Consider the following 15,140-nt stretch of genomic DNA (forward strand, 5'->3'; position numbering starts at 1 on the left):
AAGATATGACCATGCGCCTTTCCGCCCTGATTGCCGGCGCGCTTGCAGTCGTTGCGATCCCTGCCTGCGCGTGGGAAGCGATCCGTCTGTCGTCGGACCCCGTGCCCGCGATCTCGAAGGAGGTGCGCGAGACAGGCCCCTTCGGTACGATCGTGCGCAACGTTTCGGACGCGACGCTCACGCCCTATGTCTCCGACACGCCCAACGGCACCGCGGTGATTGTCGCTCCCGGCGGCGCGTTCCACATGCTGTCGATCGAGAATGAGGGCGAGGCGGTCGCCCAATGGCTCAATAGTCTTGGCGTGACGGCGTTTGTCCTCAAATATCGGCTGCTCGAAACCGGTGTCGACTTTCCGCTCCAGATGATGCGCTATCTCGGCAATCTCGGCTCGTTGCGCACCGCCGTCGAACCGCTGCGCCCGCTCGCGACCGCCGATGGCGAGAATGCGGTGAAGTGGGTGCGCAGGAATGCGGGGCGCTATGGCATCAAATCGAACCGCGTCGGGCTGATGGGCTTTTCGGCCGGCGGTGCGGTGACGGTGTGGACGCTGGCGGCGAACAAGCCTGCCAACCGGCCGGACTTCGCCATCGCCATTTATCCGGGCCTGTTGCCCGACACGGTCATGGTGCCGAAGAAAGCGCCGCCGCTCTTCGTCGCGGTCGCCAGGGACGACAAGCTGGCGCACGATGACAGCATCCGCCTTGCCGCAGCCTGGAAAAAAGCGGGAGCGAGCAGCACGGTCGTCACTTATGAAAACGGAGGCCATGGCTTCGGCATGAAAAAGAGCGGCAAAGCGAGCGACGCATGGACCGGCGCGATGGCCGACTGGATGCGCACGCAGGGGCTGATCGGCAAATGAGGGCCGCATCGCTTCTCGTCCTCGCCGGTGGATCGCTGCTTGCGGCCTGCACCGCCAATGAACCCGCGCCCACTTCGACGCCGACCGCGCAAAAGGTCGATAGCTGCGAAGGGCTGACCGGTCTGGCGCTGAAAGACGGCAAGGTCGACGCCGCGACTTCGCTCGCGGGCGGTGCGACGGTCAATCTGGAGGCGGGCAAACCCGGCCTTCCGGCGCCCGCCGCTTTCTGCCGCGTGCAGGCGACGCTCTCGCCGGTGCCGGGATCGTCGATCAAGGTCGAGGTGTGGCTGCCCGAACGCGCCGGTTGGAATGGCAAGCTGCTCGGCGCGGGTAACGGCGGCTTTGGCGCGAACATGCTGCTCCCGTCGCTGTTGATGCGCGGTGCGGTGCAAAAGGGCTATGCTGCAGTCGGCACCGACATGGGGCACTTCGGTGAAAGCGACGTTGACGCAAGCTGGGCATTGAATGCGCCCGAAAAGATTCGCGACTATGGCTGGCGCGCCAACCATGTCGGCGCGGAGACCGCCAAGCAGGTGATCGCGGCCTTCTACGAAAACCCGCTCGCGGCGAGTTATTTCCACGGCTGTTCGGATGGCGGGCGGCAGGCGCTGACCCTCGCGCAGCGTTATCCCGCCGATTATGACGCGATCATCGCGGGCGCTCCCGCGATGCCGTGGACGCGCATGGCCAGCGCCTTTACCAGCAATGCCATTGCCGCGAACAAGCCCGGCGGCGATCTGTCGATGGCGAAGCTGAAGCTGCTCCAGACAGCTTCGCTTGGGCAATGCGACGGTCTCGACGGGGTCAAGGACGGCGTGATCGACGATCCGCGCGCCTGCCGCGTCGACCTTGCCAAGCTCGCGTGCAAGGGCGCCGATGGCGCCGATTGCCTGACGGCGGGTGAAGCCGCGACCGCGAAACTCTTCTACGAAGGCCCGAAGACCGCCGACGGCAAAAGCTTCTACCCCGGCTTTGCGCCGGGTGCGGAAGCCGAGGCGGGGACCTGGGCGATGTGGCTGACGGGCAGCAATTCGCAGCATGTGAAATTCGGCACGCAATTCTTCCGTTATTTTGTGCACGGCAATCCCGAATGGCAGTTGTCCGATTTCAACCTCGACCGCGATTATGCCTTGGCGAAGGCGCGCGTGGGCGGCGATCTCGACGCCGACCGCACCGACCTCAATGCCTTCTACAAACGCGGCGGCAAGCTGATCCTCTATCATGGCTGGAACGATGCCGGCATCCCGGCGCAGAATACGCTCGATTATTACGAGCGTCTTGTCGCCGCCAATCCGCGCGCTGCGGCGACGTCGGTGCGTCTGTTCATGGTGCCCGGCATGTCGCACTGCCTCGCGGGTCCGGGGCCCAATAATTTCGATCCGTTGACCGCGCTCGATGGCTGGCGGCAAGGTGGTCCTGCGCCCGAGCGGATCATCGCCACCAAATATGACAATGACCTGTTCGCCTATATCGGCCTGCCCGCGAAAGCCGGGCGGACGCGGCCGCTTTGTCCGTTCCCGAAAGTCGCGAAGTGGGACGGCAAGGGCTCGCCCGACGATGCCGCGAGCTTCGTATGCGAGGCGCCCGGAAAATGACCAGTCATGTTACAGGCGCGACCGAGCCGCCGCTGATCGAACATACGATCGGTGAAGCGCTGGCACTTGCCGCCGAGCGGTGGGGCAGCCGCGATGCGCTGGTCTCGGTCGGGCAGGGCATAAGGTGGAATTTCGCCGAACTGCTCGAACGGTCCGACGCCTTCGCGGCGGGGCTATTGGCACTCGGCCTGAACCCCGGCGATCGGATCGGCATCTGGGCACCCAATTGTGTCGAATGGACGCTGACCCAGTTCGCCGCCGCGCGCGCGGGGCTGATCCTTGTCACGATCAACCCCGCCTATCGCCTGTCCGAGGTCGAATATACGATCAACAAGGTCGGGCTGTCCGCACTCGTCGCCGCGACCCGTTTCAAGACGAGCGACTATCCGGGGATGATCGAGGAGCTCGCTCCCGAAATCGCCGCCAGTATGCCGGGGCAGCTTCGGGCCGGGCGCCTGCCGACACTGCGCTCGCTGATCCTGATCGGCGGCGATGCGCGGCCCGGCTGGCTCGGCTTCGACGACACGGCGACGCTTGCGACCGACGCCGACCGCCAGCGCCTCGCCGATATCGGCCCGACTCTCGACCCGAACGACGCGATCAATATCCAGTTCACCAGCGGCACCACCGGCCTGCCCAAGGGCGCGACGCTCAGCCATCGCAACATCCTCAACAACGGCTATTTCGTCGGCCGCACGCAGGGGCTGGTTGCGGGGGACCGCATCTGCATCCCGGTGCCGCTCTATCATTGCTTCGGCATGGTGATGGGCAACCTCGCCAGCCTCACCCACGGCGCCGCGATGGTCTATCCGTCCGAAGGCTTCGATCCCGAGGCGGTGCTGCGCGCGGTCGAGGCCGAACGCTGCACTGCACTCTATGGCGTGCCGACGATGTTCATTGCCGTGCTCGCGCATCCCGATTTCGATAAGTTCGACGTCTCGTCGCTGCGCACCGGCTGCATGGCGGGCGCGATCTGTCCCGAACCGCTGATGCGGCAGGTGGTCGAGCGCCTCAACATGCGCGATGTGACGATCGCTTACGGGATGACCGAAACCAGCCCGGTCAGCTTTCAGACCGCGCCCGACGATCCCTTCGAGCGCCGCGTCGGTTCGATCGGCCGCGTCCAGCCGCATCTCGAATGCAAGATCGTCGATACGGACGGTAACATCGTAGCCTCCGGCGAACCCGGCGAGCTTTGCACCCGCGGCTATTCGGTGATGATCGGTTATTGGGACGAACCCCAGCGCACCGCGGAATCGATCGATGCCGACGGCTGGATGCACTCGGGCGATCTCGCGACGATCGATGCCCAAGGCTATGGCAATATCGTCGGGCGACTCAAGGACATGGTGATCCGCGGCGGCGAGAATATCTACCCGCGCGAGGTCGAGGATTATCTCTATCGCCACCCCGCGGTCGAGGATGTCGCGGTCGTCGGCATCCCCGACGAACGCATGGGCGAGGAACTGTGCGCGTGGGTGCGATTGAAGTCCGATGCTGACGTCGATGCCGATGCGATCCGCGAATTCTGCCGCGGCCAGATCGCCCACTATAAAGTCCCGCGTTACGTGCGTATCGTCGGCGAATTCCCCACCACGGTGACGGGTAAGGTCCAGAAATATCTGATCAGAGAGGCGATGGTCGCCGATCTCGGAAAGGAAGAAGCATGAAAAAAACTGCCATATTTGTTGCGGCGCTGATGGCCGCCGCTCCCGCTTTTGCCCAGGATACCGCCGCGCCAGTGCTCGCTCCCGCCGCCGCTCCGGAACCCGCGACGCCCGCGCTCGCGAGCGATGCGAAATATAATCTCGACACCCCGCTGCAGGACATCGTCGCCGACGAAAAGGGCAAGGCGGTCATCGAAAAGCATTTCCCCGGCATGATCGCGCTGCCCGAATATGAGATGTTCAAGGCGATCAGCCTGTCGCAGCTTCAGCCCTATTCGAATGGCAAGATCACCGACGAGATGCTCGCGGCGACGGCCAAAGATCTGGCGGAGATCAAGTGATGAAGAGCCGGACAGCCTATCTGGCGGCAACATTGCTGTCTTCCACGGTGGCGCTGTCCGGCGCACAGGCGCAGGATATGATCTACAAGGACAAGACCGCCCCGCTCGAAGCGCGCGTCGACGATCTGATGGTGCGGCTGACGCTCGACGAGAAGATCCTGTTGCTCGCGGGGGAATCGTCGATGACGCTGAACCCGATCGAACGGCTCGGCATTCCGCCGATCCGCATGACCGATGGACCGACGGGTGTGCGCTCGCCAGATGGCAAGCCCGCGACGGTCTTTCCTGTCGGCGTTGCGATGGCGGCAACGTGGAACCCCGAGCTGACGGCAAAGGTCGGTGCGGCGATCGGCAAGGAAACGCTCGCGCATGGCGCCGACGTGCTGCTTGCGCCAACGGTCAATATCGTCCGCACCCCGCGCTGGGGCCGCAATTTCGAAACCTATTCCGAGGACCCGTATCTCGCCGGCCAGATCGGCCTCGGATATGTGAAGGGCGCGCAGGGCGCGGGCATCGGTGTGTCGCTCAAGCATTTCGCCGCGAACAATCAGGAAACCAACCGCTTCATCGTCGATTCCGTGGTCGATCCGCGGACGTTGCGCGAGATCTATCTCCCGGCGTTCGAGACGGTGATCAAAGGGGGCGATCCCTGGTCGGTGATGGCGTCGTACAACAAGATCAACGGCACCCATGCGGCCGAAAACCGCTGGCTGCTCACCGATCTGCTCAAGACCGAGTGGGGCTATAAGGGCTTTGTCGTGTCCGACTGGGGCGCGGTCCATTCGACCGCGACCACGGTCAATGCCGGCATGGATCTCGAGATGCCGGGGCCGCCGAACCATTTCGGACCCAAGCTCAAGAAGGCGGTCGAGGACGGCAAGGTCACGACGGCGCAGATCGACGACAACGCTCGCCGCATGGTGCGCCTGATCGTGCGCAGCGGCGCGATCGAGCGCGGTGTTGCCCGCCCGATTGCCAAGGAGATGCCGCGCAACGCAACGCTTGCGCAGAGCGCGGCCGAGGAAGCGATCGTGCTGCTCAAGAACAGCGGCGTCCTGCCGCTTCCTTCGTCGATCAAGTCGCTCGCGGTGATCGGTCCCAACGCCGACGTCGTGCGCATTCAGGGCGGCGGTAGCTCGGCCGTCGTGCCGTTCGAGACGAGCACGCCGCTCGCCGCGCTCAAGGCAGCGCTGCCAGGCGTGAAGATCGATTACGCGCGCGGCGTCGATAACGAAGAAACGCCGCCTGGCGCCAATCCCAAGTTGTTCAGCCCCACGGCCGACCGCAGCGTAACCGGCCTCGCGGCAACCTATTACGCCAACGCCGACATGAGCGGCGAACCGGTGAAGCGCGAAACCGCGACCAGCTTTCTCAAGCGGATCAGCGGCAATATCGCCGGGCCGCAGGTCACCGGCTATGCCGCGTTTAGCTGGGAGGGGCAGTTCTGGCCCGACAAGAGCGGCACCTATGAATTCAGCACCCGCGGCACCGGCAATGCGACGATCACCCTCGACGGCAAGCCGGTGCTTAGCAAGGCGAGCGCATCGACCCCCGACATCCGCGACGTGCTCGGCTTCCCCATCCCGCGACGCACTGTTGCGGTCCAGCTCGAGGCAGGGCGCAGCTATCCGATCCGCATCGATTATGTCACCGGACAGACGCCCTATGAATATCTGAGCTTCGGCATCCGCGAACCGCTGCCGTCGTTCGACGAAGCCGTCGCGGCGGCGCGCGCTGCCGATGCGGCGGTGGTGTTCGTGGGCTCGTCGTCGACGACCGAAGGCGAGGGCTATGACCGCACGTCGCTCGACCTGCCCGGTAACCAGAACAAGCTGGTCGAGGCGATCCTTGCAGCCAATCCAAAGACCGTCGTCGTCGTCAACGCCGGCGCCGCAATGACGATGCCGTGGCACGATAAGGCACCGGCGATTGTCGACATGTGGCTGCCGGGTGAGGGCGGGGCGGCGGCGCTCGCGAACGTCCTGACCGGCAAGGTCAATCCGTCGGGCAAGCTGCCCGTCACTTTTCCGGCACGGACCGAAGATGACAATATCAACCTCAAGGGTGCCAAGACGCCCTATTCCGAAGGATTGCTCGTCGGTTATCGCGGTTATGTTGCGAAAGGCGTCAAGCCGCTCTTCGCGTTCGGCCACGGCCTCAGCTACACCAGCTTCGCCTATTCGGCGCTGTCGGTGCCCCCACGCGCCACGGGCGGCGAAGCGCTTTCGGTCAAACTCACTCTCCGCAACGACGGCAAACGCGCCGGCAAGGAAGTGGTGCAAATCTACGTTGCGCCGGTAACCCCCGCGGCGGGCGATCCGCCGATCGCACTCCGTGGCTTCGCGAAAGTCGATCTCGCACCGGGCGGGCGCCGGACGGTCACCGTCACGCTCGATCCCCGGGCGTTCTCGCAGTTCGACGCCGAACGCGGCGAGTGGCGCGTCGTGCCGGGCCGCTACCGGATCATGGCCGGATCGTCCTCGGCGGACATCCGTCAGCAGCGCGAGATCGACGTGATAGCGGAATAGGAAATGGTGCCGGCTACAGGATTCGAACCCGTGGCCCCCTGATTACAAATCAGGTGCTCTACCAACTGAGCTAAGCCGGCACTGGCTGTCCCCTAGGCATTTTTGAGCCGGATGGAAATATCCGGCGACAGAAAATGCAGCAGATAGTGGATTTCAAATGATGCCAAAGGTCCAGCCTTCGGTTTTCGCGATCGTATCGGTCAGCGGCGCGGGGGCCCATGGCGCCGTGCCGGAGGCGATGGCACGGAGCCAAGCTGCTGTAAGCAGTGCGTCGCTCGCATGGTCGCTGACCGGGCCTGCCAGACGACAGGGCGGCGACCCGAGAGCCGCGAGCGCCACGTCGAGCGCCGCGCCATCGCGGATCTTGCTGCGTCCCGGCGGCAGCCCAGCCGCCCGCGCAGCAAGACTGGTGTAGATTTCGACCAGCATCGGCCCCGTCGCGGGCACCGGATTGCCGGGCCAGAGCGGGATGCGGCCCGCCAGCCGATGAAGCAGTCGCATCCCCGACAGGCTGGCCTTGCCGACCTGCGCCGCGCCGACGAGGTTGAAATTGCTGACGCTCGCCGCCTGTTTGGTCATCCGCTGATGCCGCTCGACGACGCGCAGCCGTCCCGCGCCCGCTTCGAACAGGTCGCCGGCCGCGCCGCGCTGGCGGAAATGCCGGCTCGCTTCGGGATGCGCGAGAAAACCGCCCGGCTCATAATGCGGATCGTCGCCCGCCAGCCGCTCGACCAGCGCCCACAGCGCGTGCATATCGGGCGGGCTTTCGCGCCACTCGGGGAAATAGCGGCCCCGATCGGCAAAAGCGAAGGCCGCCGAAAAATCGAAACCGATCAGCATGTCCTCGCCGGCCGCCGCAACATCCTCCAGCCATGCAAGAATCTCGGCGCGCGACCATATGTGCCCCGGCCGTACCAGCGCGGGCGCCGCCGCGCCGCTCGCGACCGCCAGCGCGATCCCGCGTTGCCGTTCGCCGCGGGCGCCCGACCAGTCGAGGGCGGCAAAATGGGAAAAGCGGCGCATCGGTGGGCCTTAGCGCATGCAAGTCATCTTGCACAAAGCCTCGCTCCGCCCCACATGCACCGCATGCTGATCGAAACCGAATCGACGCCCAACCCCGCGACGCTCAAATTCCTGCCCGGCCGGGCGGTGATGGAGACGGGGACCCGCGACTTTGCCAGTCCCGAAGAAGCCGAAGCGTCGCCGCTCGCGAGTGCGCTTTTCTCGCTCGGTGATATAACGGGCGTCTTCTTCGGTCGCGATTTCGTATCGGTGACGATCGCGCCTGGCTCTGAATGGAGCGACGTCAAGCCCGATGTGCTCGGCATAGTCATGGACCATTTTCTCGCCGACGTGCCGCTGTTCAACGCCGCGAGCGCAGGCTTTGCGGTGCCGGCCGAGGATGAAGCGGGTTTTTCCGACGATCCCGCCGACGCCGACATCATCGACCAGATCAAGGAATTGATCGAAACCCGCGTCCGCCCGGCGGTCGCGAACGACGGTGGCGACATCGTCTATCGCGGTTTCGACAAGGGCAATGTGTATCTCAAGATGCAGGGCGCCTGCGCCGGATGCCCGTCGTCGAGCGCGACTTTGAAGAATGGCATCGAGTCCCTCTTGAAACATTATGTGCCTGAGGTAACGGCAGTTCACGCCGTCTGACCATTTTCTTCCGAGGAGTGAACCCATGAGCGAGCCGCTTTCCGACAGCGCTCTCGACCAGCTGTTCCGTACCGCGCGCACTTATAACGGCTATACCGATCAGCCGGTGTCCGAAGCGCAGCTGCATGCTATCTGGGATCTGGTGAAGTTCGGCCCGACCAGCGCCAACAGCCTGCCGGCGCGGATCGTCTGGTGCGTAACCGACGAGGCAAAGGCGAAGCTTGCCGCGCTCGCTATTCCCGGCAATGCCGAAAAAATCCTGAGTGCGCCGGTCACCGCGATCATCGCGATGGATGAAGCGTTTTACGATCTTCTGCCCGAACTCTTCCCGCACACCGATGCTCGCAGCTGGTTCGCGGGCAACGAAGAGCATGCGAAAGCGACCGCCTTCCGCAATTCCAGCCTGCAGGGGGCCTATTTCATCCTCGCCGCGCGTGCGCTCGGGCTCGACACCGGGCCGATGTCGGGCTTCAACAATGCGGGGGTCGATGAGGCCTTTTTCGCCGACCAGCCCCGGGTGAAGAGCAACTTCATCAGCACCCTGGGTTATGGCGATCCGGCGACGATCTTCGAACGCAGCCCGCGTCCGGACTTCGCACGCTTCAACCGCATCGCCTGAGCCGGTCCGGCCTCCATCCATGCGGCATCTGGTCATCGATTCGGCGAGCGAGGCCTGTTCGGTGGCGCTGATCGAGGATGGGGCGGTCGTTGACTATCGCCACGAAATCATCGGGCGCGGCCACGCCGAACGGCTGGTTCCGCTGATCGCCGAGCTTGCGGGCGGCGGCCGTGCCGACCTCATCGTCGCGGGATGCGGTCCGGGCAGTTTTGCCGGCGTGCGCATCGGCGTCGCTGCGGCGCGCGCGCTCGCGCTCGGCTGGCAGGTGCCGGTTCGTGGCTTTTCGACGCTCGCGCTCGTTGCGGCGGCCGCGGCCGACGACATCGCGGCGGCGGGCGGCGCGTTGGTGGTGACGGAGGGCGGGCATGGCCAATGGTTCGTCCAGCGCTTTGCCGCCGATCTTTCGCCGCGCGCGGAACTCCGATCGCTCCTGCCCGAAGAGGCCGTCCTGCTTGATGGCGAACTCATCGTTGGCAATCGGGCGGAGCCTTTTGTCGCACGCCGCGGTTCGGGGCGCGCTTTGACGATGTTGCCCGACGCGCGCGCTTTTCTTCGCCTGCCGCCCGCGGCGCTGATCGACCGGCCCAGCCCGATTTACGGCCGTGCGCCCGATGCCAGGCCAATGACGCCGGCATGACGGGCCCGATCCGCCTCGCTACCGCGCGCGTCGGCGATCTCGCGGCTGTGATGCGCGTGATGGATGCGGCATTTGAGCCCGCCTATGGCGAGGCATGGAGCGGCGCACAGCTGCTGACATTGTTCGCGCTGCCCTCGGCACGCGTGTGCCTCGCCTGGGACGGCGAGCAGGCGTGCGGGTTTTCCGCTGCCCGCATCGCCGGGCCGGAGAGCGAATTATTGCTGCTTGCGGTCGACCCTTCGTTCCGCGGCCGCGGTATTGGCGCGTTATTGATCGATGACTGGCGCGCTTGGGCCAGCGAACAGGGTGCAGAAGACTATTTCCTTGAAATGCGAGCGGATAATGACGCGGTTCATCTTTATGAGCGCGCGGGTTTTTCGGAGTGTGGCCGACGGCCTGCTTATTATCGCGGCAACGATGGGCTAGTTCGCGACGCAATAACGATGCGCAAATCGGTTCGCGAGGCCAGCGCCGACTGATCCGATATTGCGGAATTCCATCCAAAGTGGCAGTAATCCTGACGGCGAAAGAACAAATCCAATATTTGCCGGCATACTTCTGGGTAATAAAAATCAAGGAATAGTCTCATGTCCGACCAAGCCGATACCAACGAGATGCTCGTTACGCTGACTGCCGACATCGTCGCGGCGCATGTCAGCAACAACAGCGTCGCCCTCTCAGATCTCTCTCTGCTCATCAATAATGTGCACGCCGCGCTGTCCGGTCTCGGCACAGAGCCGGTCATCGAAGAAAAGCTGGTGCCGGCGGTTTCGATCCGCACATCGGTCAAGCCCGACTTCATCACCTGCCTTGAAGATGGCAAGAAGTTGAAGATGCTGCGCCGCCATTTGATGACGCACTATGGCATGACCCCCGACGACTATCGCGCCAAATGGGGACTTCCCGCCGACTATCCGATGGTCGCGCCGAACTACGCCGAAAAGCGCCGCGCGCTGGCGAAGGAAATCGGCCTTGGCACCAAAGGCCGTGGCGGCGGACGCAAGCCGAAGCCCAAGACCAAAGCGTGACGCTTTGCAAATGATCGCCTGAACGGGCAGGGAAGGGCGGCGTCACAGGGCGCCGCCCTTGTCCTATCCGCGGTGCGACCCTATACACTTGTCATAACAAAGACACGGCTGCATCTGCAGGAAAGGCCCGCATGTCCGGTAACATCGATCTTGAAGCATTGTGCCACGAAAAAGGGCTGCGCATCACAGAGCAGCGTCGCATTATCGCGCGCGTTATCTCGGATTCGGAGGATCATCCCGACGTCGAGACGCTCTATGAACGCGCGTCCAAGGTCGACAGCGGCATATCGATTGCCACCGTCTACCGCACCGTGCGCCTGTTCGAAGAGGCGGGCATTCTCGATCGCCACGATTTCGGCGACGGTCGGTCGCGCTACGAAGCGGCGCCCGAGGCGCATCACGATCATCTGATCGACGTCGAAACGGGCAAGGTGATCGAATTCGTCGATCCTGAGCTCGAGGCGTTGCAGAAAGTCATCGCCGAACGACTGGGCTTCCGCCTCGTCGACCATCGCATGGAGCTCTATGGTGTCGCCATCGATCGCAAGCGCGACTGATCGCGCCTCGGTTACCTGGCGGACGATCGCCCGTCTCACCTTGCTGGTGATGGCGTTGCTGTTCCTGATCGTTCCCCACCTTCTCTATCGTGCTGTGGGCCGCCCGTCGCCGATGGTCATGGCCTTTCTCAACGCCGCCGGCTGGATTGCGGGCTTGCGTATCCGGACGATCGGCACACGGCTGCGGCGCGATGTGCTGTTCGTGTCGAACCATGTCAGCTGGCTCGATATTCTCGCACTCGGCGGCGCCGCGCGCTCGGCCTTCGTGTCGAAGGCCGAGGTTGGAACGACGCCGCTGGTCGGCTGGCTCGCCGACCAGAACCGCACCATCTATGTCCAGCGCGAAGCACGCCGCGATATCCACAACCAGGCCGATAGCCTGCGCGCCGCGCTTGCGCGCGGCCGCCCGGTGACGCTGTTTCCCGAAGGCACGACAGGTCCCGGCGACGGCCTTTTGCCCTTCCGCGCCTCGCTGTTTCAGGCGATCGTTCCGACGCCGCCCAATCTTCGGGTCCAGCCCGTCTTTCTCGATTACGGGCCCGAGGCGAATGATATCGCCTGGCTCGATCCCGAATCGGGGCTCGGCAATTTCAAGCGCCTGCTCGCGCGCAAACGCCCGATCCATCTCACGATCCATTATCTCGACCCCTTGCCCGATATCGTCGAGAGCGACCGCAAGATCCTCGCGGAGGCCGCGCGCGTCATGATCGCGGACCGGATGGACAGCGTTGCGCGCCCTTCCGCCGGCGCTGCGCATCGCCTATAGCGCGCTGATGAAATCCGACTCTCCCCCAAATCCTCCCAAGACATTCCACGTCAAATCCTTCGGTTGCCAGATGAATGTCTATGACGGCGAGCGGATGGCCGAGATGCTGGGCGCCGAAGGCTATGTCGCCGCCGCCGCTGGCGCCGACGCGGATCTCGTGGTCCTCAACACCTGTCACATTCGCGAAAAAGCCGCCGAGAAAGTCTATTCGGACATCGGCCGGCTGAAACGTGCCGACGGCAGCCGCCCCACGATCGCCGTCGCCGGCTGCGTCGCGCAGGCCGAGGGCGCGGAAATCGCGCGCCGCGCGCCGACCGTCGACGTCGTCGTCGGCCCGCAGGCCTATCACCGTCTGCCCGACCTGATCGCCCGCGCCGCCCGCGGCGAGAAAGCGGTCGACCTCGACATGCCGGCCGAGAGCAAGTTTGGCGCGCTGCCGAAACGCGCCGGCGGCCAGCGCCCGACCGGTTTCCTGACCGTGCAGGAAGGCTGCGACAAATTTTGCACCTATTGCGTCGTGCCCTATACGCGCGGGGCCGAGATCAGCCGCCCCTTCGCCGACCTGATCGCCGAGGCGCGCGCCCTCGTCGCGGGCGGTGTCCGCGAGATCACTCTGCTCGGCCAGAACGTCAACGCGTGGGACGGTGAGGATGACAAGGGGCGGGCGATCGGACTCGATGGCCTGATCCGCGAACTCGCGCGCGAGGACGGGCTCGAACGCATCCGTTACATGACCAGCCACCCGAACGACATGACCGAAGGGCTGATCGCGGCGCATGGCGAGATCGACAAGCTGATGCCCTTCCTCCACCTGCCGGTACAGGCGGGCAGCGATCGGATTCTTGCCGCGATGAATCGCAGCCACAGCGCCGACAGCTACCTGCGCATCATCGAGCGCGTCCGTGCGGTGCGCCCCGATATCGCGATCTCGGGCGACTTCATCGTCGGCTTCCCCGGCGAGACCGAAGAAGACTTCGCGGCAACGCTCGATATCGTTCGCGCCACCAATTATGCGATGGCGTACAGCTTCAAATATTCGCGCCGCCCCGGGACCCCCGCCGCAACGATGGGCGACCAGATCGACGAAGCGGTACTGAATGATCGCCTCCAGCGCCTCCAGGCGTTGCTCAACGAACAGCAACAGGCGTTCAACGAAGCGACCGTCGGCCGCACGACGCGCCTGCTCCTCGAACGCAAGGGCAAGCTCGACGGCCAGCTCATCGGCAAGTCGCCATGGCTCCAGTCGGTGCATGTCACCGCGCCGGGGCTCAAGATCGGCGATATGGTCGATGTGCGCATCGTGTCGGCCGGTGCCAACAGCGTTGGCGCCGAAGCTCTTATGGAAGAGGTCGCCTAGTGCGGTTGGCGGAAGCTGTCTCCCCGAAGACACACTCCGTCTCCTTCCGTCGCATTCGCAGCCTGCAAGTGATGGACTCCCGTATTGGCGGGAGTACAGTCATGGTCTCGATTGAAGGAGCCTTGCTTATATGTCCAAACGCCCGCTGATCGCCTCCACTCCCGCCGAACCCGGCGACCGTGTCCGACTGACCGCGGAGTTTGAGCGAACGCAGCTTTTGGGCATTTTGTTCGGGGAGTTCGACCGCAATCTTGTTGCGATCGAAAACCGCCTCGGGGTTTATATTTCCGCCCGCGGCAACCGCGTGCAGATCGAGGGCGAAGCCGAATCCGCCGCTCGCGCGCGCGACGTACTCGTCGATCTCTACAATCGCATCGAACAGGGGCAGGAGGTCGACAGCGGCATGGTCGACGGGGTGATCGCGCTGTCGGCGCAACCGACGCTCGAAGGCATCATCCGCCACGACGCCAGCGAAGCGCCGCCGATCATGATCCGCACGCGCAAAAAGACCATCGTCCCGCGCGCACCGTCGCAGGTTCCCTATATGCAGGCGCTCGCGCGCGAAGACATCATCTTCGCGCTCGGCCCGGCGGGTACCGGCAAAACCTATCTCGCGGTGGCGCAGGCGGTCGCACAGCTCATCACCGGCAGCGTCCAGCGTCTGATCCTCTCGCGTCCGGCGGTCGAGGCGGGTGAGAAGCTCGGCTTCCTCCCCGGCGACATGAAGGAAAAGGTCGATCCCTATCTGCGTCCGCTCTACGACGCGCTCCATGATTGCCTGCCGGCCGAACAGGTCGAGCGCCGCATCGCGAGCGGGGAGATCGAGATTGCGCCGCTCGCCTTCATGCGGGGGCGCACGCTCGCTGACGCTTTCATCATCCTCGACGAGGCGCAGAACACGACGATCCCGCAGATGAAGATGTTCCTGACGCGTTTCGGCGCGAACAGCCGCATGGTCGTGTGCGGCGATCCGAAGCAGGTCGATCTGCCGATCCCCGCCAGTTCGGGGCTCGCCGACGCGGTGAACCGGCTGCAGGGTGTGGAAGGCATCAACGTCAGCTATTTCACCAGCGCCGACGTTGTCCGCCATCCGATCGTCGGACGGATCGTCGATGCCTATGAAGGGCCGGGTGCCTGACGGCAGAGCTCTACCATCGGCATGTCGTATCGGTATGGAGCTCGACGCCGCTGATCGCGATGTCGCCGAATTTGGCCGAAAAACAGGCGAGGAATGCGGTTTTGAATGCCGCTGCCGCCGCCGCCGGATTCGATGTGACGGCGCCGATGCCGCCAGCCGCGCCCAAGGCCGCGAGCGCGCATTCCTTCACAGCCTCCAGCGCTTCCTCGCGCATGTTCTCGGAATCGATCTCGGCATAGGCTGTGAGCCGCTGTTCTGCCGACTTGACGGTGGGGGTTGATATGCCCGGAATGCTCGTGGGTGTCCATTCTACCTTCGTGCACGGCGGCAAATTCATCCAGCCCAATTCCACGGATTGACGCGCCATAATCATCCTCTCCTTCGA

Annotated in this window: 16 protein-coding genes and 1 tRNA gene; 14 read left to right on the plus strand and 3 right to left on the minus strand. The window is 64.4% G+C overall.

Annotation, left to right across the window (positions count from 1 at the left end; translation table 11 throughout):
- The first annotated feature begins 11 nt into the window (after positions 1-11).
- The 5 genes from AC3A43_RS13080 to AC3A43_RS13100 are packed head-to-tail and all read left to right on the plus strand — an operon-like array spanning position 12 to position 6,991.
- Positions 12-860: an alpha/beta hydrolase gene (locus tag AC3A43_RS13080; RefSeq protein WP_487792963.1), complete on the plus strand. Its 849-nt coding sequence runs from the start codon at positions 12-14 to the stop codon at positions 858-860.
- Positions 857-2,455: a tannase/feruloyl esterase family alpha/beta hydrolase gene (locus AC3A43_RS13085; RefSeq protein WP_487792964.1), complete on the plus strand. Its 1,599-nt coding sequence runs from the start codon at positions 857-859 to the stop codon at positions 2,453-2,455. Before AC3A43_RS13080 ends, AC3A43_RS13085 begins: the two co-directional genes overlap by 4 nt.
- Positions 2,452-4,125 (plus strand): AMP-binding protein, encoded by a 1,674-nt coding sequence (locus AC3A43_RS13090; protein ID WP_487792965.1) that lies wholly within the window; start codon positions 2,452-2,454, stop codon positions 4,123-4,125. The genes AC3A43_RS13085 and AC3A43_RS13090 overlap by 4 nt, the downstream gene beginning before the upstream one ends.
- Positions 4,122-4,463: a hypothetical protein gene (locus tag AC3A43_RS13095; RefSeq protein WP_487792966.1), complete on the plus strand. Its 342-nt coding sequence runs from the start codon at positions 4,122-4,124 to the stop codon at positions 4,461-4,463. The genes AC3A43_RS13090 and AC3A43_RS13095 overlap by 4 nt, the downstream gene beginning before the upstream one ends.
- Entirely contained in the window at positions 4,463-6,991 is a 2,529-nt protein-coding gene (locus tag AC3A43_RS13100) for a beta-glucosidase (RefSeq protein WP_487792967.1), read from the plus strand. The genes AC3A43_RS13095 and AC3A43_RS13100 overlap by 1 nt, the downstream gene beginning before the upstream one ends.
- Before the next feature lie 4 nt (positions 6,992-6,995).
- On the opposite strand, the gene AC3A43_RS13105 is transcribed toward AC3A43_RS13100, so the two are convergent.
- Positions 6,996-7,071, minus strand: a tRNA-Thr gene (locus AC3A43_RS13105).
- Between the two features lie 73 nt (positions 7,072-7,144).
- Complete coding sequence (locus AC3A43_RS13110; protein WP_487792968.1) at positions 7,145-8,014, minus strand: hypothetical protein; 870 nt, start codon at positions 8,012-8,014, stop codon at positions 7,145-7,147.
- A 63-nt stretch (positions 8,015-8,077) separates the two neighbouring features.
- Here AC3A43_RS13110 and AC3A43_RS13115 point away from each other — a divergent pair, with 63 nt between their 5' ends.
- The 9 genes from AC3A43_RS13115 (at position 8,078) to AC3A43_RS13155 (ending at position 14,755) form a co-directional block, all read left to right on the plus strand.
- The gene (locus tag AC3A43_RS13115) at positions 8,078-8,653 is read left to right on the plus strand and encodes a NifU family protein (RefSeq protein ID WP_487792969.1); all 576 of its coding nucleotides are present in this window, start codon (positions 8,078-8,080) and stop codon (positions 8,651-8,653) included.
- Between the two features lie 25 nt (positions 8,654-8,678).
- On the plus strand, positions 8,679-9,272 hold the full coding sequence (locus tag AC3A43_RS13120) for a malonic semialdehyde reductase (protein ID WP_487792970.1): 594 nt from the start codon (positions 8,679-8,681) through the stop codon (positions 9,270-9,272).
- A gap of 19 nt (positions 9,273-9,291) precedes the next feature.
- Positions 9,292-9,909: a tRNA (adenosine(37)-N6)-threonylcarbamoyltransferase complex dimerization subunit type 1 TsaB gene (gene tsaB, locus AC3A43_RS13125; protein ID WP_487792971.1), complete on the plus strand. Its 618-nt coding sequence runs from the start codon at positions 9,292-9,294 to the stop codon at positions 9,907-9,909.
- Entirely contained in the window at positions 9,906-10,388 is a 483-nt protein-coding gene (locus AC3A43_RS13130) for a GNAT family N-acetyltransferase (RefSeq protein WP_487792972.1), read from the plus strand. Before tsaB ends, AC3A43_RS13130 begins: the two co-directional genes overlap by 4 nt.
- Before the next feature lie 108 nt (positions 10,389-10,496).
- On the plus strand, positions 10,497-10,937 hold the full coding sequence (locus AC3A43_RS13135) for a Ros/MucR family transcriptional regulator (protein WP_487792973.1): 441 nt from the start codon (positions 10,497-10,499) through the stop codon (positions 10,935-10,937).
- 131 nt (positions 10,938-11,068) lie between these two features.
- Positions 11,069-11,494 carry a Fur family transcriptional regulator gene (locus tag AC3A43_RS13140; protein WP_056369183.1) on the plus strand — a complete coding sequence of 142 codons (426 nt, stop codon included), beginning with the start codon at positions 11,069-11,071 and terminating at the stop codon, positions 11,492-11,494.
- Positions 11,463-12,260: a lysophospholipid acyltransferase family protein gene (locus AC3A43_RS13145; RefSeq protein WP_487792974.1), complete on the plus strand. Its 798-nt coding sequence runs from the start codon at positions 11,463-11,465 to the stop codon at positions 12,258-12,260. The genes AC3A43_RS13140 and AC3A43_RS13145 overlap by 32 nt, the downstream gene beginning before the upstream one ends.
- Before the next feature lie 7 nt (positions 12,261-12,267).
- Positions 12,268-13,617: a tRNA (N6-isopentenyl adenosine(37)-C2)-methylthiotransferase MiaB gene (miaB, locus tag AC3A43_RS13150; RefSeq protein WP_487793053.1), complete on the plus strand. Its 1,350-nt coding sequence runs from the start codon at positions 12,268-12,270 to the stop codon at positions 13,615-13,617.
- Between the two features lie 130 nt (positions 13,618-13,747).
- Positions 13,748-14,755, plus strand: coding sequence for a PhoH family protein (locus tag AC3A43_RS13155; protein WP_487792975.1), 1,008 nt, complete (start codon positions 13,748-13,750; stop codon positions 14,753-14,755).
- Between the two features lie 10 nt (positions 14,756-14,765).
- Here the strand turns inward: AC3A43_RS13155 and AC3A43_RS13160 are convergent, their stop codons facing one another.
- Positions 14,766-15,128 carry a hypothetical protein gene (locus AC3A43_RS13160; RefSeq protein ID WP_487792976.1) on the minus strand — a complete coding sequence of 121 codons (363 nt, stop codon included), beginning with the start codon at positions 15,126-15,128 and terminating at the stop codon, positions 14,766-14,768.
- Positions 15,129-15,140 lie beyond the last annotated feature (12 nt).

The organism is Sphingopyxis sp. Soil_C_28 (genome assembly GCF_057657055.1).